The 24644-nt window shown below is 35.7% G+C and carries 41 protein-coding genes; 4 read left to right on the forward strand and 37 right to left on the reverse strand.

Annotated features, from left to right (window positions below):
* Positions 1-56: 56 nt before the first annotated feature.
* The 29 genes from rpmJ to IEV50_RS00625 form a co-directional block, all read right to left on the reverse strand.
* Complete coding sequence (gene rpmJ / locus IEV50_RS00485; RefSeq protein WP_010599887.1) at positions 57-173, reverse strand: 50S ribosomal protein L36; 117 nt, start codon at positions 171-173, stop codon at positions 57-59.
* A gap of 1 nt (position 174) precedes the next feature.
* Positions 175-393: a translation initiation factor IF-1 gene (gene infA / locus IEV50_RS00490; protein ID WP_010599888.1), complete on the reverse strand. Its 219-nt coding sequence runs from the start codon at positions 391-393 to the stop codon at positions 175-177.
* A 71-nt stretch (positions 394-464) separates the two neighbouring features.
* Positions 465-1250 (reverse strand): type I methionyl aminopeptidase, encoded by a 786-nt coding sequence (map, locus tag IEV50_RS00495; protein ID WP_188411293.1) that lies wholly within the window; start codon positions 1248-1250, stop codon positions 465-467.
* 90 nt (positions 1251-1340) lie between these two features.
* Complete coding sequence (gene secY, locus IEV50_RS00500; protein ID WP_188411295.1) at positions 1341-2687, reverse strand: preprotein translocase subunit SecY; 1347 nt, start codon at positions 2685-2687, stop codon at positions 1341-1343.
* A gap of 7 nt (positions 2688-2694) precedes the next feature.
* Positions 2695-3141, reverse strand: coding sequence for a 50S ribosomal protein L15 (gene rplO / locus IEV50_RS00505; protein ID WP_188411297.1), 447 nt, complete (start codon positions 3139-3141; stop codon positions 2695-2697).
* A 134-nt stretch (positions 3142-3275) separates the two neighbouring features.
* Positions 3276-3455, reverse strand: a complete 180-nt coding sequence (gene rpmD, locus IEV50_RS00510) for a 50S ribosomal protein L30 (protein WP_123206884.1) — start codon at positions 3453-3455, stop codon at positions 3276-3278.
* A gap of 4 nt (positions 3456-3459) precedes the next feature.
* Entirely contained in the window at positions 3460-3978 is a 519-nt protein-coding gene (rpsE, locus tag IEV50_RS00515; protein WP_188411299.1) for a 30S ribosomal protein S5, read from the reverse strand.
* 17 nt (positions 3979-3995) lie between these two features.
* Entirely contained in the window at positions 3996-4349 is a 354-nt protein-coding gene (gene rplR / locus IEV50_RS00520; protein WP_188411301.1) for a 50S ribosomal protein L18, read from the reverse strand.
* Between the two features lie 5 nt (positions 4350-4354).
* Positions 4355-4912 carry a 50S ribosomal protein L6 gene (gene rplF, locus IEV50_RS00525; protein ID WP_188411303.1) on the reverse strand — a complete coding sequence of 186 codons (558 nt, stop codon included), beginning with the start codon at positions 4910-4912 and terminating at the stop codon, positions 4355-4357.
* A gap of 19 nt (positions 4913-4931) precedes the next feature.
* Entirely contained in the window at positions 4932-5330 is a 399-nt protein-coding gene (rpsH, locus tag IEV50_RS00530) for a 30S ribosomal protein S8 (protein ID WP_056869756.1), read from the reverse strand.
* A gap of 150 nt (positions 5331-5480) precedes the next feature.
* Complete coding sequence (gene rpsN / locus IEV50_RS00535; RefSeq protein ID WP_123206887.1) at positions 5481-5750, reverse strand: 30S ribosomal protein S14; 270 nt, start codon at positions 5748-5750, stop codon at positions 5481-5483.
* Positions 5750-6316: a 50S ribosomal protein L5 gene (gene rplE, locus IEV50_RS00540; protein WP_188411304.1), complete on the reverse strand. Its 567-nt coding sequence runs from the start codon at positions 6314-6316 to the stop codon at positions 5750-5752. The genes rpsN and rplE overlap by 1 nt, the downstream gene beginning before the upstream one ends.
* A complete protein-coding gene (gene rplX, locus IEV50_RS00545; RefSeq protein WP_188411305.1) occupies positions 6316-6657 on the reverse strand; it encodes a 50S ribosomal protein L24 in 342 nt (113 codons plus the stop codon). The genes rplE and rplX overlap by 1 nt, the downstream gene beginning before the upstream one ends.
* A gap of 1 nt (position 6658) precedes the next feature.
* Positions 6659-7027, reverse strand: coding sequence for a 50S ribosomal protein L14 (gene rplN / locus IEV50_RS00550; protein ID WP_010599900.1), 369 nt, complete (start codon positions 7025-7027; stop codon positions 6659-6661).
* 1 nt (position 7028) lies between these two features.
* Positions 7029-7283: a 30S ribosomal protein S17 gene (gene rpsQ, locus IEV50_RS00555; RefSeq protein ID WP_010599901.1), complete on the reverse strand. Its 255-nt coding sequence runs from the start codon at positions 7281-7283 to the stop codon at positions 7029-7031.
* A gap of 13 nt (positions 7284-7296) precedes the next feature.
* Complete coding sequence (gene rpmC / locus IEV50_RS00560) at positions 7297-7509, reverse strand: 50S ribosomal protein L29 (protein ID WP_055910078.1); 213 nt, start codon at positions 7507-7509, stop codon at positions 7297-7299.
* A gap of 74 nt (positions 7510-7583) precedes the next feature.
* Positions 7584-8006 carry a 50S ribosomal protein L16 gene (gene rplP / locus IEV50_RS00565; protein WP_010599903.1) on the reverse strand — a complete coding sequence of 141 codons (423 nt, stop codon included), beginning with the start codon at positions 8004-8006 and terminating at the stop codon, positions 7584-7586.
* Positions 8007-8046: 40 nt separating this feature from the next.
* Positions 8047-8898 (reverse strand): 30S ribosomal protein S3, encoded by an 852-nt coding sequence (rpsC, locus tag IEV50_RS00570; protein ID WP_188411306.1) that lies wholly within the window; start codon positions 8896-8898, stop codon positions 8047-8049.
* 9 nt (positions 8899-8907) lie between these two features.
* Positions 8908-9270 carry a 50S ribosomal protein L22 gene (rplV, locus tag IEV50_RS00575; RefSeq protein ID WP_029282697.1) on the reverse strand — a complete coding sequence of 121 codons (363 nt, stop codon included), beginning with the start codon at positions 9268-9270 and terminating at the stop codon, positions 8908-8910.
* A 7-nt stretch (positions 9271-9277) separates the two neighbouring features.
* Positions 9278-9544, reverse strand: coding sequence for a 30S ribosomal protein S19 (gene rpsS, locus IEV50_RS00580; protein WP_010599906.1), 267 nt, complete (start codon positions 9542-9544; stop codon positions 9278-9280).
* Entirely contained in the window at positions 9544-10368 is an 825-nt protein-coding gene (rplB, locus tag IEV50_RS00585; RefSeq protein ID WP_188411307.1) for a 50S ribosomal protein L2, read from the reverse strand. The genes rpsS and rplB overlap by 1 nt, the downstream gene beginning before the upstream one ends.
* Positions 10369-10388: 20 nt before the next feature.
* Entirely contained in the window at positions 10389-10679 is a 291-nt protein-coding gene (gene rplW, locus IEV50_RS00590; protein ID WP_056097517.1) for a 50S ribosomal protein L23, read from the reverse strand.
* A 1-nt stretch (position 10680) separates the two neighbouring features.
* Positions 10681-11310, reverse strand: a complete 630-nt coding sequence (gene rplD / locus IEV50_RS00595; RefSeq protein WP_123206893.1) for a 50S ribosomal protein L4 — start codon at positions 11308-11310, stop codon at positions 10681-10683.
* Positions 11311-11314: 4 nt separating this feature from the next.
* Complete coding sequence (rplC, locus tag IEV50_RS00600) at positions 11315-11932, reverse strand: 50S ribosomal protein L3 (RefSeq protein ID WP_188411308.1); 618 nt, start codon at positions 11930-11932, stop codon at positions 11315-11317.
* Positions 11933-12104: 172 nt separating this feature from the next.
* The gene (locus tag IEV50_RS00605; protein ID WP_188411309.1) at positions 12105-12500 is read right to left on the reverse strand and encodes a DUF1634 domain-containing protein; all 396 of its coding nucleotides are present in this window, start codon (positions 12498-12500) and stop codon (positions 12105-12107) included.
* On the reverse strand, positions 12500-13333 hold the full coding sequence (locus IEV50_RS00610; protein WP_188411311.1) for a sulfite exporter TauE/SafE family protein: 834 nt from the start codon (positions 13331-13333) through the stop codon (positions 12500-12502). The genes IEV50_RS00605 and IEV50_RS00610 overlap by 1 nt, the downstream gene beginning before the upstream one ends.
* Before the next feature lie 207 nt (positions 13334-13540).
* Positions 13541-13873 carry a type II toxin-antitoxin system RelE/ParE family toxin gene (locus IEV50_RS00615; RefSeq protein ID WP_188411313.1) on the reverse strand — a complete coding sequence of 111 codons (333 nt, stop codon included), beginning with the start codon at positions 13871-13873 and terminating at the stop codon, positions 13541-13543.
* A complete protein-coding gene (locus tag IEV50_RS00620; protein ID WP_188411316.1) occupies positions 13863-14102 on the reverse strand; it encodes a hypothetical protein in 240 nt (79 codons plus the stop codon). Before IEV50_RS00620 ends, IEV50_RS00615 begins: the two co-directional genes overlap by 11 nt.
* Before the next feature lie 77 nt (positions 14103-14179).
* Positions 14180-15436 carry a prephenate dehydrogenase gene (locus IEV50_RS00625; RefSeq protein ID WP_188411318.1) on the reverse strand — a complete coding sequence of 419 codons (1257 nt, stop codon included), beginning with the start codon at positions 15434-15436 and terminating at the stop codon, positions 14180-14182.
* A gap of 83 nt (positions 15437-15519) precedes the next feature.
* On the opposite strand from IEV50_RS00625, the gene IEV50_RS00630 reads away from it, so the two are divergent.
* Entirely contained in the window at positions 15520-16131 is a 612-nt protein-coding gene (locus IEV50_RS00630) for a hypothetical protein (RefSeq protein ID WP_188411320.1), read from the forward strand.
* Between the two features lie 78 nt (positions 16132-16209).
* Here the strand turns inward: IEV50_RS00630 and IEV50_RS00635 are convergent, their stop codons facing one another.
* Positions 16210-17553, reverse strand: coding sequence for a deoxyguanosinetriphosphate triphosphohydrolase (locus tag IEV50_RS00635; protein ID WP_188411322.1), 1344 nt, complete (start codon positions 17551-17553; stop codon positions 16210-16212).
* Positions 17554-17689: 136 nt separating this feature from the next.
* Here IEV50_RS00635 and IEV50_RS00640 point away from each other — a divergent pair, with 136 nt between their 5' ends.
* Together IEV50_RS00640 and IEV50_RS00645 are read left to right on the forward strand one after the other, a co-directional pair.
* A complete protein-coding gene (locus IEV50_RS00640) occupies positions 17690-18058 on the forward strand; it encodes a hypothetical protein (RefSeq protein ID WP_188411324.1) in 369 nt (122 codons plus the stop codon).
* A gap of 10 nt (positions 18059-18068) precedes the next feature.
* Positions 18069-18263 (forward strand): YtxH domain-containing protein, encoded by a 195-nt coding sequence (locus IEV50_RS00645; RefSeq protein WP_188411326.1) that lies wholly within the window; start codon positions 18069-18071, stop codon positions 18261-18263.
* Between the two features lie 55 nt (positions 18264-18318).
* Here IEV50_RS00645 and IEV50_RS00650 read toward each other — a convergent pair whose 3' ends face one another.
* The gene (locus IEV50_RS00650; protein ID WP_188411328.1) at positions 18319-18618 is read right to left on the reverse strand and encodes a hypothetical protein; all 300 of its coding nucleotides are present in this window, start codon (positions 18616-18618) and stop codon (positions 18319-18321) included.
* Between the two features lie 408 nt (positions 18619-19026).
* On the opposite strand from IEV50_RS00650, the gene IEV50_RS00655 reads away from it, so the two are divergent.
* Complete coding sequence (locus IEV50_RS00655) at positions 19027-19686, forward strand: response regulator transcription factor (RefSeq protein WP_188411329.1); 660 nt, start codon at positions 19027-19029, stop codon at positions 19684-19686.
* A 91-nt stretch (positions 19687-19777) separates the two neighbouring features.
* Here IEV50_RS00655 and IEV50_RS00660 read toward each other — a convergent pair whose 3' ends face one another.
* The 6 genes from IEV50_RS00660 to IEV50_RS00685 all read right to left on the reverse strand — a co-directional run bounded on the left by IEV50_RS00660 (position 19778) and on the right by IEV50_RS00685 (position 24642).
* Positions 19778-20026: a hypothetical protein gene (locus IEV50_RS00660; protein WP_188411331.1), complete on the reverse strand. Its 249-nt coding sequence runs from the start codon at positions 20024-20026 to the stop codon at positions 19778-19780.
* Between the two features lie 149 nt (positions 20027-20175).
* A complete protein-coding gene (gene rpsJ, locus IEV50_RS00665) occupies positions 20176-20481 on the reverse strand; it encodes a 30S ribosomal protein S10 (protein ID WP_008244591.1) in 306 nt (101 codons plus the stop codon).
* A gap of 151 nt (positions 20482-20632) precedes the next feature.
* Complete coding sequence (fusA, locus tag IEV50_RS00670) at positions 20633-22747, reverse strand: elongation factor G (protein WP_188411333.1); 2115 nt, start codon at positions 22745-22747, stop codon at positions 20633-20635.
* Positions 22748-22852: 105 nt separating this feature from the next.
* Positions 22853-23320 carry a 30S ribosomal protein S7 gene (gene rpsG / locus IEV50_RS00675; RefSeq protein ID WP_123206905.1) on the reverse strand — a complete coding sequence of 156 codons (468 nt, stop codon included), beginning with the start codon at positions 23318-23320 and terminating at the stop codon, positions 22853-22855.
* A gap of 17 nt (positions 23321-23337) precedes the next feature.
* Positions 23338-23751: a 30S ribosomal protein S12 gene (gene rpsL / locus IEV50_RS00680; RefSeq protein ID WP_008244597.1), complete on the reverse strand. Its 414-nt coding sequence runs from the start codon at positions 23749-23751 to the stop codon at positions 23338-23340.
* Between the two features lie 573 nt (positions 23752-24324).
* On the reverse strand, positions 24325-24642 hold the full coding sequence (locus IEV50_RS00685) for a helix-turn-helix domain-containing protein (protein WP_229746572.1): 318 nt from the start codon (positions 24640-24642) through the stop codon (positions 24325-24327).
* Positions 24643-24644: the final 2 nt, after the last annotated feature.

Consider the following 24644-nt stretch of genomic DNA (forward strand, 5'->3'; position numbering starts at 1 on the left):
TTATAGTAACTCCGAACGGCGGGCCACCGTTGTGCGGTTTATTACAATATTTTTAATTACCCTTGACGTTGTTTGTATTTAGGATTTTTCTTGTTAATAACGTAAAGTTTACCTTTACGACGAATAATCTTACAATCAGCGCTACGTTTTTTAATTGATGATCTAACTTTCATTTTATTTATATCTATAAGTGATGCGACCTTTTGTTAAATCATACGGAGACATCTCTAATTTTACTTTATCACCAGGAAGAATTTTGATGTAGTGCATCCGCATCTTTCCTGAAATATGCGCAATTATCTCATGTCCGTTTTCGAGTTCTACTCGAAACATAGCATTAGATAATGCTTCTCTTATTACTCCGTCTTGTTCAATTGAGGCTTGTTTAGCCATATTTTATTGATTGTTACTTAATTAGCTGCTTCTAAACAGGGTTGCAAAATTAAATAAAAATTTTTAATTATTTAATTTTTTTTTTGTAAAACTTCTTCTATTAAAGAAAAGGTCGATAAAACGTCTGCTTTGCCCTTTTTAATTGCTACTGTATGTTCAAAATGTGCTGAAGGTTTATTATCACTACTTGTTACTGTCCATCCATCACTATGGAATTTAACGCCTGCCAAGCCTGCATTAATCATCGGTTCAATTGCGATTACCATTCCTTCTTCAAGTTTAGGTCCGCTACCGCGTTTTCCATAATTAGGAACTTCTGGTTTCTCGTGAAGTTTTATACCAACACCGTGTCCTACTAACTCTCTTACCACACCAAATCCATTCGATTCTGCATATTGTTGAACAGCGAAACCGACATCTCCAACCCTCATCCCGGCAACTGCCTTTTCAATGCCTAATTCAAGGCATTTTTTGGTAACCTCTACCAACTTCTGCTTTTGGGCATCTACATTCCCAATGGAAAAAGTATATGCTGAATCGCCGAAATAATTATTTTTAATTACGCCACAGTCAACAGAGATTAAATCACCTTGCTCTATTACATAATCACTTGGAAAACCATGAACAACTTGCTCATTTGGTGATATACATAGAGAATTGGGAAAACCATTGTAATTTAAAAATGCAGGTATTGCTCCGTTATCACTAATAAATTCGTAAGCCAGTTTATCCAACTGATTTGTTGTAACTCCAGGACCAATAATTTTAGCTACTTCAGCTAAAGTTTTGGAAACCAACAGAGAACTTTCTCTTATTAACTCAATCTCTTCTAAAGATTTGTAATAAATTTTAGACATTCATTTTAGTTTTGAATGCGTAAATTTTGAATGAGTAAATAGCTAAAAAGCAATTCACTCATTCTATCATTCAAAATACTATAATTCATTTTACAATGCGGCGTTACTACTTGCAGCAGGAACTCCTGTTCTACCAGTAACACGACCCGTTTTCATTAATCCATCGTAATGACGCATTAACAAATAACTTTCAATTTGTTGTAAAGTATCCAAAACAACACCAACTAAGATTAGTAACGAAGTACCACCAAAGAAGTGAGCAAATTCTTGTTTAATACCAAACTTAACAGCTATTGAAGGCAATACAGCAATAATGGCTAAAAATACAGCACCTGGAAAAGTAATTTTAGAAATTACATCATCAATAAAAGTTGATGTCGCAAAACCAGGTTTAACACCAGGGATAAAACCACCGTTCTTCTTCATATCATCACTCATTTGAGTTGGATTTACAGTAATTGCTGTATAGAAGAAAGTAAATGCAATAATTAAAAACGCAAAAGTTAAGCTGTAAGCTAACGATGTTGTGTTACTGAATTGTATTAACCACGAACCTTGTAATGAAGGAACAAACTGAATTAAAGCACCTGGAATAAACATTAATGCTTGTGCAAAAATGATAGGCATTACACCTGCTGCATTAACCTTTAAAGGAATGTATTGACGAACACCACCAAATTGACGATTGCCAACTATCTTCTTTGCATACTGAACAGGCACCTTACGAACACCTTGTACAATTAAAATAGTAAACATTACAATGGCAAATAGAGCAACAACTTCCAACACTAAAGCAACAGGGCCACCACCAGTACTTGATGCCCCAACTTTATCAGAAAATTCCTGACTGATGGCTTGTGGTAAACGAGCAATGATACCAGTCATGATAATCAATGATGTACCATTACCAATACCTTTATCTGTAATTTTTTCACCAAGCCACATTACAAATAATGTACCGGCTGTTAAAACAAATGTAGACACGACGTAAAACATCGTCTGACTCATTACAGGTAAAATTGCCTCTGGCGGAACTTGTGTTTTAACATAACCAACAGATTGAACAATCGTGATGGCTACTGTCAAATAACGTGTAATCTGGTTGAGTTTTTTTCTACCACTTTCGCCCTCTTTCTGCATTTTTTGGAAAGTCGGAACAGCAATACCTAATAGTTGCACCACAATGGATGCTGAGATATAAGGCATTACCCCTAAAGCCAAAATAGAAACACGAGAGAAAGAACCTCCGGCAAACATATCAAGTAAGCCTAAGATACCTGACTTTTCGTTAGCTCCTAAAGCTGATGGATCTACACCTGGTAAAACCACATGAGATACGAAACGGTATACCAAAAGAATCATGACCGTAAATAATATACGCTCTTTTAATTCCTGAATTTTCCAGATATTACTTAAAGTAGTAAATAGCTTCTTCATTTATTAATTACAATTTTACAATTGAACCACCTGCTGCTTCAATAGCTTTTTGTGCGGTTGCAGAAAACGCATGTGCTGTAACATCTAATTTTGCTTTTACTTCACCACGACCTAGAACTTTTACTAAGTCATTTTTAGAAGCTAAACCATGCTCTTTCAAAATAGCAAAATCAATTGTTGTTAAATTGAATTTTTCTGCTAATTCTTGAATTACATCTAAATTTACACCAACATATTCAGTACGGTTAATTGGTTTGAAACCAACCTTAGGCACACGGCGTTGTAAAGGCATTTGACCACCTTCAAAACCAATTTTGGTTTTGTGACCAGAACGAGAACCAGCACCTTTATGGCCACGAGTTGAAGTTCCACCACGACCAGAACCAGTACCACGACCAATTCTTTTACTGTTTTTTACTGAACCTGTAGCAGGTTTTAAATTACTTAAATTCATTTCTTTGAATTTGTGTTGCCCTTCGCTTTCACTAAACAGGTACAACGATAAATAAATAATGATTGAATTTTGAATAATTGAATTTTTGCATTATGCTCATTCCATCATTCAAAATTCATCACTCAATAATTCTACTAAATTGTCTCAATAGCTACTAAATGATTCACTTTGCGAACCATACCAATGATTTGTGGAGTAGCTTCTACTTCAACGCTTTGATTCATTTTAGATAAACCTAAAGCCTGAACAGTTCTTTTCTGGCGCTCGCTTCTGTCGATAACGCTTTTAATTTGTGTTATTTTGATCTTAGCCATGATATTATCCGTTAAAAACTTTGTTTAAATCGATACCACGAGTTTGAGCTATTGTATATGCATCACGCATTTTTGTTAATGCATCAACAGTTGCTTTTACCACGTTGTGAGGATTTGATGAACCTTTAGATTTTGCAAGTACGTTATGTATACCAGCACTTTCTAAAACAGCACGCATTGCACCACCTGCAATAACACCCGTACCTACTGCAGCTGGTTTGATTAAAACAAAACCACCCGAGAATTTACCAATTTGCTCATGAGGAACAGTACCATGTAATATTGGAACTTTAACTAAATTCTTTTTAGCATCATCCACACCTTTAGCAATTGCTTCGGTTACTTCTTTCGCTTTACCTAAACCAAAACCTACTACGCCGTTTTCATCACCAACAACAACAATTGCTGAGAAGCTGAAAGTACGACCGCCTTTAGTTACTTTGGCAACACGTTGTATACTAACCAAACGATCTTTTAATTCGATATCGGTGGTTTTTACTCTTTTTATATTGATAGTTGACATCTTACTTTTTCTTCAGATTAAAATACTAAACCAGCTTCGCGGGCACCCTCTGCCAACGATTTGATACGTCCGTGATATAAATAACCGTTTCTATCGAAAACAACTTCTTTAATACCTGCAGCGATAGCTTTTTCAGCAACTAACTTGCCTACTGCTACTGATTGCTCACTTTTATTTCCTTTACTTGCAAAATCTTTAGATAAAGATGATGCTGAAGCTACTGTTGTACCTGTAACGTCGTTAATTACCTGAGCATAAATCCCTTTATTGCTTCTAAATACAGATAACCTTGGGCGTTCTTCCGAACCAGTAAGTCTTTTTCTGATCCCTTTTTTAATACGATCTCTTCTTGATAATTTTTTACCTGCCATGATTACTATTTTTTAGATGCTGATTTACCTGCTTTTCTTCTTAACACTTCACCTACAAACTTGATACCTTTACCTTTATATGGTTCTGGTGCACGTAACGAACGGATTTTCGCTGCTACCTGGCCAATCAACTGTTTGTCAATACTTTCTAAAATAATTTTAGGTGTTTGACCTTTTTCTGATGAGGTGGTTACTTTAATCTCTTCTGGTAATTGAAATACATAATGGTGAGAATAACCTAAAACTAAATCTAATGTATTACCTGTGTTTGTAGCACGGTAACCAACACCTACTAATTCTTGAGTTAATTTATAACCATCCGTAACACCAATAACCATATTGTTAAGCAAAGAGCGATATAAACCGTGTAATGCTTTGTGTTTCTTTTGTTCTGAAGGACGATTTACCGATAAAATTCCGTCTTCCTGACTTACAGTGATATCTGAATCTACTGCTTGTGTTAATTCACCTTTAGGGCCTTTTACACTTACAACGTTATCTTTCGATACGGTAATTGTAACACCTGCAGGGATTGTAATTGGGGCTTTTCCTATTCTTGACATTGTGCTGTTCTCCTAATAATTAATAAACGTGACACAATACCTCACCACCAATATTTAATTTGGCTGCTTCTTTATCAGTCATTACACCTTTAGAAGTAGATAAGATTGCGATACCTAAACCGTTTAATACTCTTGGCATATTTTCAACACCAGCATAGTTTCTCAAACCTGGTTTACTAATTCGCATCAAAGTACGAATAGCAGGAACTTTAGTTATTGGATTGTATTTCAAAGCGATTTTAATAGTGCCTTGAACTGTTGTATCTTCAAACTTGTAGTTCGCGATGTAACCTTTATCGAAAAGAACTTTAGTAATTTCTTTTTTAAGGTTTGATGCAGGAATTTCTACAACACGGTGGTTGGCCTTAATGGCATTCCTTACTCTTGTTAAATAATCTGCTATTGGATCTGTATTCATTTTTTATTGTTTTTGATAGTGGTTTCCTTCTGCTACCCAGCTGTGGGACCTTCTATCGGTTAATTTTATTTTTAGTATCAAGACATAAGTATCAAGTATCAAGAAACCATTCGGTCTCGATACTTGATACTCAGTACTAGCTACTTTATATTACCAAGATGCTTTTTTAACACCCGGTATTTTACCGTCTAGTGCCATTTGTCGAAACGTAACCCTTGAAATACCAAAGGTACGCATGTAACCACGTGGGCGACCAGTTAATTTACAACGGTTGTGTAAACGTACTGGAGATGAGTTTCTAGGTAATTTATCTAAACCCTCGAAATCTCCTGCAGCTTTCAATACTGCACGTTTTTCAGCGTATCTAGCTACCAATTTTTGGCGCTTAACTTCGCGTGCTTTTACACCTTCTTTTGCCATTATTCTGCTGTTTTTTGATTTTTAAATGGTAATCCGAATTGCTTCAATAACTCTAAAGCTTCAACGTCAGATTTTGCCGAAGTTACGAAAGTTATATCCATACCTAAAATTTTATTGATTTTATCGATATTAATCTCAGGAAAGATGATTTGCTCAGTAACACCTAATGTGTAATTACCTTTTCCATCAAAACCTTTATCATTAATACCTTTGAAATCACGAATACGTGGTAAAGCTACAGAGATCAAACGATCTAGGAACTCGTACATATTGTTATCACGTAAAGTAACGCGTACACCTACAGGCATACCTTTACGTAATTTAAAGTTTGAGATATCTTTTTTAGATTGGGCAGGAACCGCTTGTTGACCAGTAATGGTTGACAACTCAACGATTGTAGTGTCCATAATCTTTTTATCTGTTACAGAAAAACGACCAACACCCTGATTGATACAGATTTTCTCCAATTTAGGAACCTGCATTACAGTTTTATACTGGAATTTTTCTTTTAACGCAAGTACAACTTCTTCTTTGTATTTGCTTTTTAGTCTTGGTGTAGTAGCCATTATTTAATCTCCTCTCCTGATATTTTAGCAACTCTAACTAATTTACCTTCTGCATTAGCTTTACGGCCAACGCGGGTAGCTTTACCAGATTTTGGATCAACCAACATCAAGTTAGAAATATGAAGAGCAGCTTCTTTTTTAATAATACCACCGTTAGGGTTTGCAGCATTTGGTTTAGTATGTTTAGATACTAAGTTAACGCCTTCTACAATGGCTCTGTTTTTTGCAATGATTACTTGCAATACTTTTCCTTGCTGACCTTTTGAATCGCCGGCAATGATTTTAACTAAATCTCCTGTGCGGATTTTTAATTTTCCTGGTATAATTATTTTATTTCCCATTTTATAATACCTCCGGTGCTAATGATACAATTTTCATGAATTGTTTTTCACGCAGTTCTCTCGCAACCGGGCCAAAGATACGTGTACCTCTTGGCTCATCCTGTGCGTTCAATAATACAGCTGCATTATCGTCAAAACGGATATAAGAACCATCTTTACGACGGATTTCTTTTTTAGTTCTTACAACAACTGCTTTAGACACTGTACCTTTTTTAATATTACCTGACGGTAAAGCGCTTTTTACAGTAACAACCACTTTATCACCAATTGAAGCATAACGTTTGCCGGTTCCACCTAGCACACGAATTACTAATACTTCTTTAGCGCCGCTATTATCAGCAACGTTTAATCTCGATTCCTGTTGTACCATCTTATTTAGCTCTTTCTAAAATTTGTACCAATCTCCAGTTCTTGTTCTTACTCAAAGGACGAGTTTCCATAATTAATACAGTATCACCGATACCGCATTCATTTTTCTCATCGTGAGCCATAAATTTGGTAGTTTTCTTTACGAACTTACCATAAATCGGGTGCTTTACTTTACGCTCAACGCTCACTACAACAGATTTATCCATCTTATTGCTCACCACCAACCCGGTTCTTGTTTTTCTTAATTGTCTTTCCATTTCGACTCTCAAATTAATTAGTTTCAGTAGCTGACTCAGTATTCTTTACTTTAGTCAGTTCAGTGTTTAAACGGGCTATGTCTTTCCTTACTTTAGCAATACGTGAAGGATTTTCGATAGCTGAAATAGTGTGTGCGAACTTTAATTTTGATAAGTTCTCTTTTTCTTCCGCAATCTTAGCTACTAATTCTTCTTTTGAAAGCCCTGTGATTTCTGAATTTTTCATTTTTATTTTTCTTTACGGTTGAGTGTAGCGGTTATAATAAACAAGTATTTACAACATTCATCTCAACAACTTTACTATGCTTCTACGTAATCTCTACGTACTACAAATTTAGTTTGGATTGGTAATTTTTGTGCTGCTAAACGTAATGCTTCTTTAGCAACTTCTAAAGGCACACCTTCAGCTTCGAAAATTACGCGCCCTGGTCTTACTACTGCAACCCAGTATTCAGGAGCACCTTTACCTTTACCCATACGTACTTCAGCAGGCTTTTTAGTTACCGGTTTATCCGGGAAAATCCTGATCCATACTTGGCCTTCACGTTTCATGAAACGAGTTACGGCAATACGGGCAGCCTCTATCTGGCGACTTGTGATCCAAGTTGCTTCTAAAGATTTGATACCGAAAGATCCGAATGCTAATTCAGCTCCACGTGAAGCTAAACCCTTCATTCTGCCTTTTTGCATCTTCCTGAACTTCGTTCTTTTTGGCTGTAACATTTTATTTTGTTCTAATCGTTAAACGATGTTAATAAATCAATTATTTACGAGGACCTCTGTTAGCGCCTGCGCCACCACCTCTATTTGCTCCGGGACCACCTTGACCTGGACCACGACCACCACCTTGGTTTCCACCACGTCTGTCGTTACCACCGCCACGTCTGTCGTTGCCACCACCTCTGTTATCTCTTCCACCGAAAGCTGGTTTGTCTGATGCTCCTTTAGGACCGTTATTTGTTGCACCAATATTTGGAGACAAATCACGTTTTCCATAAACCTCACCTTTACAAATCCAAACTTTAACACCTATTTTACCATAAGTAGTCAAAGCTTCTGCTAAAGCGTAATCAATATCAGCACGGAATGTATGCAAAGGCACTCTCCCTTCTTTGTACTGCTCAGAACGTGCCATTTCAGCACCACCTAAACGACCAGAAGTCATGATTTTAATACCTTCAGCACCCATACGCATTGTAGATGCGATAGAAGATTTCATTGCTCTACGGAATGAGATCCTTGCTTCTAATTGTTTTGCTACACCTTCTGCAACTAATTGTGCATCAAGTTCTGGGCGTTTAATTTCAAAGATGTTAATTTGAATTTCCTTTTTAGTCAATTTCTTTAACTCTTCTTTAATTTTATCAACCTCAGCACCTGCTTTACCGATTACAATACCTGGGCGAGCTGTGTGGATAGTTACAGTGATACGTTTTAACGTACGTTCGATAACTACTTTTGCAACACCACCTTTAGCAATACGAGCAGAAAGGTATTTTCTTATTTTCTCATCTTCAACTAATTTATCGGAGTAGTTGTTGCCACCGAACCAGTTAGAATCCCATCCTTTGATGATACCTAACCTGTTACCTATTGGATTTGCTTTTTGTCCCATTTCCTAAAATTAGTTTTGAGTTGTTTCTGTACTTTTACTATCTACAATCAGCGTTACGTGGTTAGAACGTTTACGAATTCTATATCCACGGCCTTGAGGAGCCGGACGTAAGCGTTTAAGCTGACGGCCACCATCTACCATAATTGTTTTTACAAACAGTTGGTTTTCTTCAGGGCGAGCACCTTCATTTTTAGATTCCCAATTTTTGATAGCAGATAATAATAATTTCTCAACTCTTATTGCTGCTTCTTTATTAGTAAACTTTAAAATGCTTAATGCTTTTTCTACACGTTCACCTCTGATAAGATCTACAACCAAACGCATCTTACGCGGTGAGGTTGGACAATTGTTTAATTTTGCTATTGCTTCCATTGTCTAATTATTTTTTCTTTTCAGCGTGTCCTCTGAATGTTCTGGTTGGAGCAAATTCTCCCAACTTGTGACCAACCATGTTTTCTGTAACGTACACTGGAATAAATTTATTTCCATTGTGTACAGCAAATGTATGATTCACGAAATCTGGTGAAATCATTGATCTGCGAGACCAAGTTTTGATTACAGACTTTTTGCCTGAATCATTCATAGAGTTTACTTTTTTCTCTACGTTATGGTCAATATAAGGTCCTTTTTTTATCGAACGAGCCATTATTTCTTCCTTCTCTCTATGATGTAACGATTAGAATATTTTTTAAGTTCTCTGGTTTTGAAGCCTTTAGCTAAAACACCATTTCTTGAACGAGGGTGACCACCTGATGATCTACCTTCACCACCACCCATTGGGTGATCGACAGGGTTCATCGCTACCGGTCTAGTTCTCGGACGACGGCCCAACCAACGTTTACGACCTGCTTTACCTAATACTTCGTTTGCGTGATCTGAGTTAGATACAGCACCGATTGTAGCAAGACAAGTAGTCAAGATTAAACGGGTTTCGCCAGAAGGCATTTTTAAAGTAGCATATTTACCATCGCGGGCAGCTAATTGTGCGTAAGCACCTGCACTACGAGCTAATTGTGCTCCTTTTCCAGGATGGATTTCTACGTTGTGAACGATAGAACCTAATGGAATGTTCGATAATTTTAAAGTGTTACCTACTTCTGGAATTGCAGTATCGCCCGATAATAATACCGAACCAACTTGTAATCCTTCAGGAGCAATAATGTAACGCTTCTCGCCATCTGCATAATGTAATAATGCGATGCGGGCAGTACGGTTTGGATCGTATTCTACAGTAGCTACTGTAGCAGGAATATCAAATTTATCGCGTTTGAAGTCGATTAAACGATATGATTTTTTGTGACCACCACCCATGTAGCGCATAGTCATCTTTCCTGTATTGTTACGTCCACCAGACTTATTTGATGATACAACCAATGATTTTTCGGGCTTGGTTGCTGTAATCTCCGTAAAGCTGGCACCAACTCTAAAGCGGGTTCCCGGAGTAACTGGTTTAAATTTTCTTAAGCCCATAGTTATAATTAATAATTAAATTAAAGATTTGCGTAATAATCTATTGTTTCACCGTCTTTTAACGTTACGATAGCTTTTTTATATTTCGGGCTACGACCAGAAACAAAACCTGCTTTTGTGTAACGAGACTTAGCTTTACCATCTACAACCATGGTGTTGATTGAAGTAATGGTTACACCATAAAGTTTCTCAATTGCAGATTTGATTTGCAATTTATTTGCTTTGTGGTTTACACTAAATGTAAAAACGTTTAATTTTTCAGTTAAAGCTGAAGCTTTTTCGGTTAATATTGGTTTTTTTAAAATTTCCATATTACTTGGCAAATGCCTCCTCCAAAGTTTTAACAGAATCTGTGGTTAAAACTAGTACACCTGCATTTAACACATCATATGTGTTTAAATCTGCTGCAGTAATTACTTTAGTTTTTTCAACGTTTCTGCTTGATAAATAGATATTATTATTTTGTGCAGGTAAAACCAATAAAGTTTTTTCGTTACCTACGTTTAACGCAGCGATTAAGTTTATGTAGTTTTTAGTTTTAATGGTATCGAAACTAAAATCTTCTAAAACTACCACGTTGTTATCTTTCGCTTTGTAAGCTAAAGCTGATTTACGTGCTAATACTTTTAATTTCTTATTCAATTTAAAACTGTAATCACGTGGTTGAGGACCGAAAACACGACCACCACCGTTAAATAACGGAGATTTAATGCTACCGGCACGGGCACCACCTGTACCTTTTTGTTTGTATAGCTTGCGGGTAGAACCTGCAATCTCATTACGTTGTTTAGATTTGTGAGTACCCTGACGTTGGTTAGCCAAGAATTGTTTCACATCTAAATAAATCGCGTGGTCGTTAGGCTCAATACCGAATACCGATTCAGGAAGTTGCACCTTGGCACCTGTTTCTTTACCTGAAATGTTTATTACTTTAACTTCCATCTGATTACTTATCTAAGATTACGTAAGAACCTTTAGCTCCTGGAATGGAACCACTAACTACTAATAAGTTTTGCTCAGTATAAACTTTCAAAACTAGTAAGTTTTGAACTTTCACTCTGTCTCCACCTGTTCTTCCAGCCATGCGCATTCCTTTGAATACACGTGAAGGGAATGACGATGCTCCCAATGAACCTGGGGCACGTAAACGGTTATGCTGACCGTGAGTCTGCATACCAACACCGGCAAATCCGTGGCGTTTTACAACACCTTGAAAACCTTTACCTTTTGAGGTACCTACAACATCAACAAAATCGCCTTCTGCGAAAGAATCAACTGTTACAACATCACCTAAATTAAGTGCAGTTGTAAACGAATCAAATTCTACCAGCTTGCGTTTTGGAGTTGTGTTTGCTTTCGCGAAATGGCCTTTTAACGGTTGAGTTGTGTTTTTCTCTTTTTTCTCATCGTAACCCAATTGGATTGATGAATACCCGTCTACTTCTTCGGTCTTCACTTGTGTAACTACACAAGGCCCAGCCTCGATTACAGTACATGGAATGTTTTTTCCATCTGCATCGAAGATACTGGTCATTCCTACTTTTTTTCCAATAATTCCTGACATTTTATCTTTTCTTTTTAACACCCATCGAAGCAGTAGGGCTTCGTTCAAGGTGGTTGTTCGTCCCTTTTAAGGGAGGGCAAAAATAGGAAAGATTTGTTAATATTCAAATAGTTAGCGAAATATTTTTTCAAATAATTTGCTGATACGATGGGATTTAGGCTAAAAAGGGTGATTAATGTGCCAAGCCACCATTTAAACTGATGGTTATGATGGCTAATATGATTAATCCAATTAATACATAGAGATAATCTCTTTCGATTAAAAAGCTAAAAATTGCGAAAACAATACGAGCGATCGGCGTAAATATGAGCATCAGGATACCGAATTGTACAATGGCATCGCCCTGAAAAGTTAAAACACCTTTAAAAATTGCATTAATTGATGAAAATTTAGAGAGCTCAGGTTTAAAAACTTTATAATCTGTTATCGCACCCTTATTATGAACCAAGAAAATTGTACCGCCAACTAAAACAATACTCATGGAAATAATTACTCCCGCACGTAGCAGCGTGCCCAGAATTACCTGAATGTCTTTATCGTTTAAATTTTCTTTATTAACTGTATTCATTATAATCCGCTTATACCTTTATAAATCATTTGCAGTGCTAAAAAAGTAACAACCACAGCAAAAACTATTTTAAGCTTATCTGTTTTTGTTTTCAATAAAATCTTTGAACCAATTGATGCACCTGTTAAAACGCCGATACATACAGGCATTGCAATCCCAGGATCAATTTGACCGCGATGCAAGTATACTACAGCACTTGCAGCAGCTGTAACGCCCATCATAAAATTGCTCGTGGTTGTAGATACCTTAAAAGGCAATCGCATAATGTTATCCATTGCAATAACTTTTAAGGCACCGCTACCGATACCCAATAAACCTGAAAGTGTTCCGGCAAAAAGCATCATTAAAAACCCACCAGGAATATGTTTAACAGCATATTTATGCTCTACACCTTTATCAGGATAAGAACCATTCAATTTGAAAAAATTAGCCCATTTATCTGAATTATCCAAAGTAGAATGATCTACCTTTTTCTTTAAAGTCATGATGGCTGAAAAAATAAGAATGCAGCCGAAAATTATGGCGATGTAATTTGCGTTGAGGTAAACGGCAACAATTGCCCCACAAACCGCTCCTATCGTTGTAGCAATTTCGAGAAACATTCCAATTCGGATATTAGTGATACCCTCTTTTACATAAGCCGCTGCCGAACCCGATGAAGTTGCAATAACCGAAACGATAGAAGCGCCAATTGCATAATGAATATCTACACCTAAAGCCAAAGTTAATAGTGGAATAATGATAACGCCTCCGCCTAAACCTGTTAAGGAGCCTAATAACCCGGCTAAAAGGGCGCCTACTAAAACGATAATTGTAAATAACAAAACCGACATGCGGGCAAATATAAGCGACTGTTGTTGGCTAAACGAAAAATTTATCGAATAAAATAAAGTCTATATGTTATATGGATGAAGTAAGATGGGAAATGGAAAATGGTGTGCTAAATAAATAAGGAGATTTACTCACGCCTATTTTCAAAGAGAAAATCGCAAATACAATCGAATTAATTAAGGAAATGAATAAACTTTGGCAATGGCATTTTAAATAACTCCCGCTTCTCTAAGCCTTTGAATAATTTTCTCCGCATCAATGGTATCATATTCACTCTTAAGATAAATATCAGCTAAGTAAACAGTTTGATGGTCAATTAAAACATAGGTAATTATTCTTGCTCCTCCAGATTTTCCTTTGTTGGAACCAGAAATGGCTAAGCGAAGTTTGTAAATATTTTGACCAAGATGAACACCAAGAGTTGGATTGATTTCAAGCTCATCAATTAAATCCGAAATATCATACTTAATTAATTTGTGCTTTTTTGATATCTTTTTTACCTCTCTATCAAAGTTAGATAAAGTTTTAACACTATAACTCATCTAAAAGTTCTCTGGCATTTCTAAGTTTAATCTTTCCTTCCTGATGTAACTTAATTTGTTCGAATGAATTTTTAAGACGATTGTAAATAGCTTGTTCACCCTCATTTAAAGGCTCTTGTTCTGAATTTGTTGTTTTATTTTCAGCATAACTCAAACCCAAAGCTTCTAAAATAGCTTTAACAGCCTTTTCAGTTTTCTTATTCTCGATTTTCACAGTTAAAGTAGTCATACTAACAAAGTTAAGAATTAATTTTAAGGATAAATTAGATGATCAAAATAATTAGAAGTTATAAAATTCCATCTTGCCTACTTGCCCAACCTTTTAATCATTTCTGCGCTTAAATCTCTTCCATCATTTAAACGATTGGCAAAAAACGACTTGGCTGCTTCAAAATGTTCTTTATAACCTTTCAAATCGCCGTAACCAATTATCGATGCCCATTCATGCACTGCGGTATGAAATTCCAAATCATCGCCACGGATGGACTTATCGTAAAGTGCGGTATGAATCGATTCTTCTAACATGGCCTCGTTCTTGAAAAGGTATTCGGCAATTCCTAAACGCAATTTGAAAGGTGGGGTTTGACAGATTAAGTTATCATAAGGATTTACGCCCATCTTGTACCATGCATAAACCATACTTAACAAACTCAAGTGTGAATTTGGTTTTTGTTTGTGATCCGCATCTGATAAGCTAAACTCTTTCATAATTTTATCATCCAGCAATAGTAGATTTCTACTTTCGTGAAAAACAAAATCGCGGGCTGCATAAATTTTAGTCCTGAACTCGGTTTCGTTTTCGCAAATCATCAGTTTATACAACTCAGACTCTGCTTGTGCATAATATTTAACTTGTTTTTGAGCATAAGGATTCAAAATGGCTAAGCCGGCATAGATGTGAGATTTGTAACTAAATATTCTTAGCGTGGTTAAAATTTTCACATTATCAATTCCGCCTGCATAGGCTGGGTTATCCCATGGAAAAAATCCTGCATTTTTCCAGGCGGAGCCCATGCTTTCGAAGCCCATGTGGGTAACCGCCTGTGTATCGGCTACAATTCTATCATGTTCTTTGTAATCATCTAACTCAATTATATTCGATTTAAGCGATTTATAAATTTCTAATGCTTGATTGTATACCTCATCAGTGGCACGGTGTCTAACCACAACTAAAGTTTGTCCTTCAGGACTAAAAGCTGGCCCATGTAAAGAATGGCAAGTTACAATTTGGGTTTCCTTTGGTAGATATTTTTCAAATGCTGCAATTTCTGGATGCTTCACTGAGGTTTGCCCGGCAACAATGGCACCGTACTTAGTTGATAATGCAAAAGCAGCAACCACTTCATCTATCTTCTCTGCCTCAACACAATAAATAATGAAATCAGATTTTCTGGAAACTTCATGACCATCAATTAATACTTCTATGTTTTTTGGTTCGAGTTCTTTTTTTAAATCATCAAAACGTAAAGGCATATCAGCTCCGCACACCTTGTAACCTGCATTTGCAAATGATAGGGCATATAATTTCCCCATATCACCCAAACCAATAATTCCTATTTGCATGAAACAAATGTAATCTATCAGAAATTAATTTATAATAAATTGTATAAAAATGTAGTTTTACATTTTAACATTACATTTAAACTATGCAAAAATTCAAACACATCCTTTATTGTTTAGGGGCGTTATTATTTTTAAACGTCTCATTTGCCCAGGCACAACAAGATACTTCGAAAAATACTGATCCATCATTAAACGGGCAGTATCAGTTCATGTTAAAAAAATCGAAAAGCCTTTATGGAGCAAGATTAATTAATCCTTCCAGGTTATCATCTTTGTGGAAAAGTGTAAGCGATACTTTGCGAAAAGAAAGAAAGCAATTACAGGAGGCAAAACAGCAAATTAAATCGCAAGCAGATAATATTGCAAGTTTAAAAGGCGAAGTAACAGGGAAAGAGAGTTCTTTAGCTAGCGCAACGGCATCGGTAAACGAAATTACTTTTCTAGGCATCTCTTTTAATAAAGGCACCTATAATACAATTGTTTGGGCAATAATTATTATTCTTGCTGCCGGTTTGGCGATTGTAATTTTGCAAACGGGCAAGTTTAGAAAAGAAGCCACTTATAGAACACAACTTTATCAGGAGGTTGCTGATGAATTTCAGGCGCACAAGGTAAAAGCAAAAGATAAAGAAATGAAGCTTGCCAGAGAATTGCAGGATGAAAGAAATAAATGGGATGAAGGCGGTCGACGATAACATTGAATTAGTACACAAAAAGCCAATTTTGCAGATGCAAAATTGGCTTTTTTTTGATACGTTAATTATTTACAGCTTCTACGTTTCTGAAGGAAAAGATATGCCTTTAATGTTTCGGTATAAATCTACAGCATACAAATCAGTCATGCCGGATACGAAATCCAATACGCTTTGCGTTCTCGAATAAATATCTGTTAAATCTGTATGGTATTGTTTTGGAATTAATTTAACCAACTTTTTGTAATAGTGTGTATTGTTATGAATTAATGCTGGCACAAATTCTTCGAGCAAACCTGCCATAATTTTGTAACCAGCAACTTCTTTTTGAATAACAGAAGAAAAATTATAAATCCTTTCAACCGAAACTTTTTCAACCGCTTTCCACGCCGAGCGGTAAGGCTCCGGTATTAAATCAGTAAGGCTTTTATTGAGGCTTCCATTTAACAATGACTCCTGTTCGCGATAAAAAATATCGGCACAAGTTTTTGTTAATGTATTTATAGCTTTCGCTCTTAATAAACCAATTTTTGCATCATCATCTTCATAATCGTTTGTTAATCTATCTTCAATTGTTTTAGAATTGGCAAATGGCAGCAAATATCCTTTAACTTCCTCATAAGAAAGAATTTTTAAACGATGTGCATCCTCAAGGTCGATTATGCTATAACAAATATCATCTGCAGCTTCTACAAGATAAACCAAAGGGTGGCGTTTGTAAATAAGATATTCATTGGTTTCTTTTTCTAAACCCAATTCATTGGCAATTTTTTCGAAAGACTCTTCTTCAGATTGAAAAAAACCATACTTCTTTCTATGTAATAACTCTTTTCTTTTCCCGGCGATAGAAGCACATGGATATTTTGCGATTGAGGCAAGTGTAGAATAAGTTAATGCATAAGCATCGTTACCCTTGCCTTTTAAGGGGTGTGTTAAGATTCGGATTGCATTTGCATTTCCTTCAAAATTTATTAAGTCATGCCATTGTGCATCATTCATATCTTTTTGATACACTTTACCATCACCATCTGTAAAATACCTGGAAATAGCAGCTTCGCCAGAATGACCAAAGGCAGGGTTACCCAAATCATGAGCTAATGCTGCTGCTGCAACAATGTTTCCGACTTCGGTAATAAGTGGTGCATCCTTTATAAGCTGAGGATTTTTGGATTCAATATTATTAAGAAAAATATTTGCCATAGAGCGGGCAACACTTGCAACTTCTAAACTATGTGTAAGCCTGTTATGCACAAAAACACTTCCAGGTAAAGGAAAAACTTGTGTTTTATTTTGCAACCTTCTAAAAGGTGAAGAAAAAATTAGTCTGTCATAATCACGCTGAAAATCTGAACGTGCTTTATCAGAACTTGCTCCGTACTGCTCTTGCCCAAAACGTTTATTAGAAAGTAATTTTTTCCACTCCATTTAACTTCATCTCTTAATTAGGCTACGAAGTTAATCAAAAGCGAAAAGGGCAGTGAAATTTATCCTATAATTTTTAACCTCATGAAATCGAAAGTGAAGACAGCAAACCATTTAAATTTTAATATGTTACCCTATAATGAAAACGAACGCATATAATAAAGAAGAACACATTGAAGGTTATGTTGGTTCTGAAAAAAGCACTGCTGAAAAATCTGATGTTCAGAAAAAATATGAAAAGCAAAATGAGGGAAATGAAGTTACTGCATACGGTAAAGAAACAAGCGAGCTGATAAATGGAAATACTTTAGCTAAAGATGGTTTTGATAATACAGGGACGCAAGGGAAAGATTCATTAAGCGATGATGGTTTTAATGGTGTTGACAAAAATACAAATGTAGAAAGTGCAGAAAGCCATACCGGAAGTTTATCAAAAGATTTCGAAAATAAACCTAAAACAGAATCATCACAGCGTGACGAGGACGATGTGTTAAACACAGGAATTTAAAAAATAGATTATGAGCTTATTAAAATATGTAGTTCTTGGAGCAGCCGCAGTATATGGTTTCAAGTATGCAACAAGGAAAAGGGCAATAGATGGTAAATCCTTTATAGATGATTTAAGAGATCAAACTCCTGATTATTTAAATAAGGCTAAAAAATTTGGTGAAAGGATGAAGCAAGACTTTAGCCAAACAAACCAGATGTATTAAATTAAAGTCCAGCAAAGTGCATGATTTATTGTTTAATGAGTAATGCGATTGCTCATTAAATAATTTTTCCACCTATGCCTTTATCCTGATTCTCATTTCTTGATGAAACATCATCATTAATAACAAGATTAATATTTTTTAATTTTGAAGATGCGTCCAATTCATCATTCTTTTCCTGTTGTTCATTTAAAAAATGTTGATGCTTTTCATCCGGCTCATTTTTTTTCTTTATCAAATCTAAATTTTCAATATGGCCATAGGTATCATTGTCCCATTCGCCTTGATTTTCGCTACTTAAATGTTGACTTGCATCTTCTTTTAGATTTTCTTCGCTTTGATTTTTACCTCTATTCATGCCAATATGATTATTAATGGTTAGATATCTAGATAACAATTAATTTATTAAAAAGGTTTAGCATTATTTCGTATAGTGGTTAACAAAAAAAATTGCAGTTAGTTAAATTCATTTCTGTAATATGAACAATTTGTTCGATTAAAATCAATTATAGATTAGCAGATTTAATTAAAAAACTTATATTTGAATTAGCTATATAATAACATATCAATTACTTTTCTTTTTTAAAATACATCAGGGTTTTAGCTGTTATCCTTTAAATTTTTAAAAAATTAGTCCACTTAAAAAAGTGCTAAAATAATGCCATTATACGTATTTATATGACGATTTTAGGTATAAACACGTACTTTACGATACCAAAATATTTAGATATTTGAGCTAAATCAAACTGTTTTACATAATTATAAATTGAAAAGCGCAATAAAAGTACTACTTGCTGAAGATCACACTATTGTAAGAAATGGCATCATCGCTTTATTAGATGATGAGCCTAATATAAAAATCGTAGCAGATGCAAAAAATGGCCACGAAGTTTTAGATTATTTAAACTCGGGTATTCAAACAGATGTTGTTCTGACCGACATAAACATGCCAGATATGAACGGCATAGAATTGATTTCAAATTTACGTACAAATTTTCCGGATGTAAAAATATGCGTATTAACCATGCTTGATGATGAGAAGCATGTTAACCAATCTTTAGATGCAGGAGCATCTGGGTATTTATTAAAAAATGTAAATATTGCGGAGATAATTTTTGCCATTAAACAAATTACACTGGGTTATAAATACATTTGTACAGGAATTTCATTAAAACTTTTATCTCAAATTAATCTCCGAATTAACACTGGTTCAGCCCATTTAAAATCAGATGTTGAAGTATCAAAAAGGGAAATAGAGATTTTGGGCTTAATAGCTCAAGGTTACACAAACAGCGAAATTGCTGAGAAACTATTTACAAGTAAAAGGACAATTGAAGGAAACCGTCAGAATTTGTTAGAGAAAACAGGCACTAAGAATACAGCTGCTTTAGTAAATTTCGTAGTGAGAAACAGAATTATTGATTGATAGATTCTAAAGGAATTTAACTAAACATCATTTTGTGATAGTCTGATTTACTTCCTGAGAAATAGATGTGGTTACTTAATTGACAATTGAGTTAATCTATACCTTTTCTTTGCTCCACATATCCTTTTGCTTTTTTTGTATCGGATTTGCTTGAGCCATTGGTATCTCTATTTTTCGGCGGGTTTTCCATTCTACTTTCTTCTAATTCGGTAAAATCGCCGCCTTTTTGATTTGATACTTCGCCGTGCGACGATGGTTTTTGATTTTCATCATCTGTTTTAGCAAAATCTTGGCCTTTAACAGGCTCTTGGTCATTTTCTATTTTTTTCTTATTATCCATATCAGCGATTTGTATTATGGCTTAACTCAGAATTTGGTCTTTTGTTTTAGGCAGAGTTGTTGTATTGCGAAAAAAAATAAATTATAGATATCTCTAAACTAAAAAAGTCCCGATTTTCATCGGGACTTTTTAATTCGCTTTAAAATCTATCACACTTTGATTTCAACTTCAACACCGCTAGGTAATTCAAGTTTCATTAAAGCATCAACTGTTTTAGAGTTAGAGCTATAAATATCTAATAAACGCTTGTAAGCGCATAATTGAAATTGCTCTCTAGCTTTTTTGTTTACGTGTGGAGAACGTAATACAGTAAAGATTTTTTTCTCTGTAGGAAGTGGAATTGGTCCGCTTACAACTGCACCCGTAGGTTTAACAGTTTTTACGATTTTCTCAGCAGATTTATCTACTAAGTTATAATCGTAAGATTTTAATTTAATTCTGATTCTTTGGCTCATCTTATTTAATTTATGATTTCTTGTTAGAGCTATTAACAACAGAAACCGGATTTATCTTTTTTAGTAGCAAGTATTTAGTATCGAGTATCAAGACGTAATGTCAATCTTGATACTTTTATCTTGATACTTGATACTTTTATCTTTATACTAACTAATCTATAGCTTTTACTCTACCTTTTGATTTAGCAATTACTTCATCCTGTACGTTTTTAGGCGCAGCTTCGTAGTGGTCAAATTCCATTGTAGAAGTTGCACGACCTGAAGTGATTGTACGTAACTGCGTTACATAACCAAACATTTCAGAAAGAGGCACAGTTGCTTTAATTACCTGAGATCCGTTACGAGTATCCATACCTAATAACTGACCACGACGACGGTTCATATCACCGATAACATCACCCATGTTTTCTTCAGGGGTTAAGATTTCAATTTTCATGATTGGCTCCATCAAAGTAGGTTTACATTTAGGTAAAGCCTCACGGTATGCCATTTTAGCTGCAAGCTCAAATGATAAAGCATCTGAATCGACCGCGTGGAATGAACCATCCGTTAAACGAACTTTCATATCAGGAAGTGGATAACCCGCTAACACACCATTTGCCATTGAAGCAGCAAAACCTTTTTCTACCGAAGGAATAAATTCACGTGGAATTGAACCACCTGTAATTTCGTTTACGAATTGTAAACCACCTTTTTCAAAATCAGCATCAATTGGAGAGATAACAACCGAAATATCGGCAAATTTACCACGACCACCTGATTGTTTTTTATACGTTTCACGGTGAGTAGTTGTACCGAAAATTGCTTCTTTGTATGCTACTTGTGGTGCACCTTGATTAACTTCAACTTTAAATTCGCGTTTTAAACGGTCAATTAAAATATCTAAGTGTAACTCACCCATACCAGAGATAACAGTTTGACCAGTTTCTTGATCAGTTTGAACTCTAAATGTAGGATCTTCTTCAGCCAATTTACTTAAGCCCATACCCAATTTATCAACGTCAGCTTGAGTTTTAGGCTCAATAGCTAAACCGATAACTGGCTCAGGGAAGTTCATTGATTCAAGAATGATTGGGTGTTTTTCATCACAAAGGGTATCACCTGTTTTAATATCTTTAAATCCTACTACCGCAGCAATATCTCCAGCAGCCACATTAGGCACCGGGTTTTGCTTGTTAGCATGCATTTGGAAGATACGAGAAATACGTTCTTTGTTTTCTGAACGTGTATTGTAAACGTAAGAACCCGCTTCTAAGTTACCCGAATAAACACGGATAAAACATAAACGACCTACGAATGGGTCAGTTGCAATTTTAAATGCTAAAGCTGCAAATGGCTCATTAATGCTTGGTTTTAATAAAACTTCAGCACCTGTATCTGGGTTAGTACCAACAACACCTTCGCTATCCATAGGTGAAGGCAATAATTCCATCACATAATCAAGCATGGTTTGTACACCTTTATTTTTGAAAGATGAACCACAAACCATAGGTACAATTTTAGCATCTAATACTGCAGCACGTAAAGCATCTAAAACTTCGCGTTCTGTAATTGTTTCAGGAGCATCAAAGAATTTCTCCATCAACGACTCATCGTAATCAGCTACAGATTCTAATAACTTTTCTCTCCACTCCGCAACTTCATCAATCATATCTTCTGGAATAGGCACTTCAGTAAAGGTCATACCTTTATCATGCTCATTCCAAACGATACCACGGTTGTTAATTAAATCAACCACACCTTTGAATCCGTCTTCAGCACCGATAGGCAATTGCAATGGAACTGCATTACTACCTAACATATCTTTAACTTGCTTAACAACTTTTAAAAAGTCAGCTCCGGAGCGGTCCATTTTGTTAACGAAACCAATACGGGCAACATTATAGTTATTAGCTAAACGCCAGTTAGTTTCCGATTGAGGCTCAACACCATCAACTGCAGAAAACAAGAACACTAAACCATCTAATACGCGTAACGAACGGTTTACCTCAACGGTAAAATCCACGTGTCCTGGTGTATCGATAATGTTCATGTGGTAAGCCTGACCTCTGTATTTCCACTCAACCGTAGTTGCAGCAGAAGTGATCGTAATACCACGCTCTTGCTCTTGTGCCATCCAGTCCATTGTTGCAGCACCTTCGTGTACTTCACCAATTTTATGACTAACACCAGCATAATAAAGGATACGCTCAGTTGTTGTAGTTTTACCTGCATCAATGTGAGCTGCGATTCCTATATTTCTTGTAAATTTTAAATCTCTTGCCATTGTTTTTATTAATGAATGAATGACAAAATGATTGAATGAGTGAATGTGTATAACACGACTCATCATTCAATCATTCAATCATTCAAAATTCAATCATTTGAATGTTTAGAATCTGAAGTGAGAGAACGCTTTGTTAGCCTCAGCCATTTTATGCGTATCTTCTTTCTTTTTAACAGCAGCACCTTCACCTTTAGCAGCAGCTACAATTTCACCAGCTAATTTCTCTTTCATGGTTTTTTCACCACGTTTACGAGCATATGAAATTAACCATTTCATACCTAAAGCTGTTTTACGCTCTGGTCTAACCTCAGTTGGAACCTGGAAGTTAGCACCACCAACACGACGAGATTTAACCTCTACAGCTGGCATAATATTAGTTAAAGCACGTTTAAATATCTCTAAACCGTTTTCACCTGCTTTTTTCTCAGCAATTTCAACAGCATCATAAAAAATAGAGTAAGCGATAGATTTTTTACCATCGTACATCATATTATTTACAAAACGAGTTACCTGAACATCATTAAATTTTGGATCAGGAAGAATAATTCTCTTTTTTGGTTTTGACTTTCTCATTTCTTATTTCCTCCCGATTATTTCTTTTTACCTTTTGTTGGTGCCGCAGCTACTTGTCCTGGTTTAGGACGTTTAGTACCATATTTAGAACGACGTTGATTACGACCAGCTACACCTGATGTATCTAATGCACCACGGATGATGTGGTAACGTACACCTGGTAAATCTTTAACACGACCACCACGTATTAAAACGATTGAGTGTTCTTGTAAGTTGTGACCTTCTCCAGGAATGTATGCATTAACCTCTTTACCGTTCGTTAAACGAACACGGGCTACTTTACGCATTGCTGAGTTTGGTTTTTTAGGGGTAGTGGTGTACACACGTGTACATACACCTCTTCGCTGTGGACAGCTGTCCAACGCTGGAGACTTACTCTTGAACTCCAGTGCTACTCTACCTTTTCTAACTAATTGTTGAATGGTTGGCATTGTGCTTTTTTAATTTTTTATTTAATTATCTACCGCTCCCCCGGCATCCTTACAGATAGCCCATAAAACGGACTGCAAAAGTAGAACAATTCTTTTTAAAAATCAAGGGGTTAGCGCAAAAAGTTTTCGGTTCGCAATTATCAGTTTTGGGTTGATGATTAAGGAGTTGCAAATTCTTTTGCAAATCCATTAACACACTCGTCATCGCTGAACTTGTTTCAGCATCTTAATAGTATAATTATTATCTTTTTTTTGGAAAGCAATTGCAGCAGCTCTTTTGTTAGGTTCGGCCCCGCTAATGCTTCAAGCTGCAAAAAAATGCAGGCTTTACGCGTATATCGGGTTTAGCAAACAATGGCTTGAGCGTTATTAAAAAAGCCTGCCAGATTAAATCAAATCTAAATCTATAACTATAGGAATCTTTTAATCTGTGGCTAGCATTTCACATCAACAACGAACGGTCGTCTTCCTGAACTTGATTCAGGATTTCAATATCCAAAACTTAATAAGCTCCAATTAAACTTTCAGCTGGAATATTCAAAACCTCATGCAATTTTCTAATCATACTTAAACTCAATTTGCGCTTACACTTAGTATTTCAGATTGACCACTTCTCACTACAAACATTTTTGACAGTTCTGTTTGAGTTTTACCCAATTGATCTAATCTAAATTTTATAGCTTCAATCGGAGATGAGGGCATTATTGGGTAATTTGCTTCTTCATAATGCTCAATTAATAGTGTAATTAATTCAAGTTCATCGGCTTGGTCAGATCCCAAAACAATATCTTCCTGCAGTAATGAATATGCTTTTTCTAAAGCCAATTCATACTCTTCCTCAGTTTTAATTATTTTTAACATAGCTAATTTCCTCCACTTTAATCTTGTCACAA

Origin of the sequence: Pedobacter mendelii (assembly GCF_014635725.1) — a bacterium.
In the GTDB taxonomy this organism is placed as follows: Bacteria; Bacteroidota; Bacteroidia; order Sphingobacteriales; family Sphingobacteriaceae; genus Pedobacter; species Pedobacter mendelii.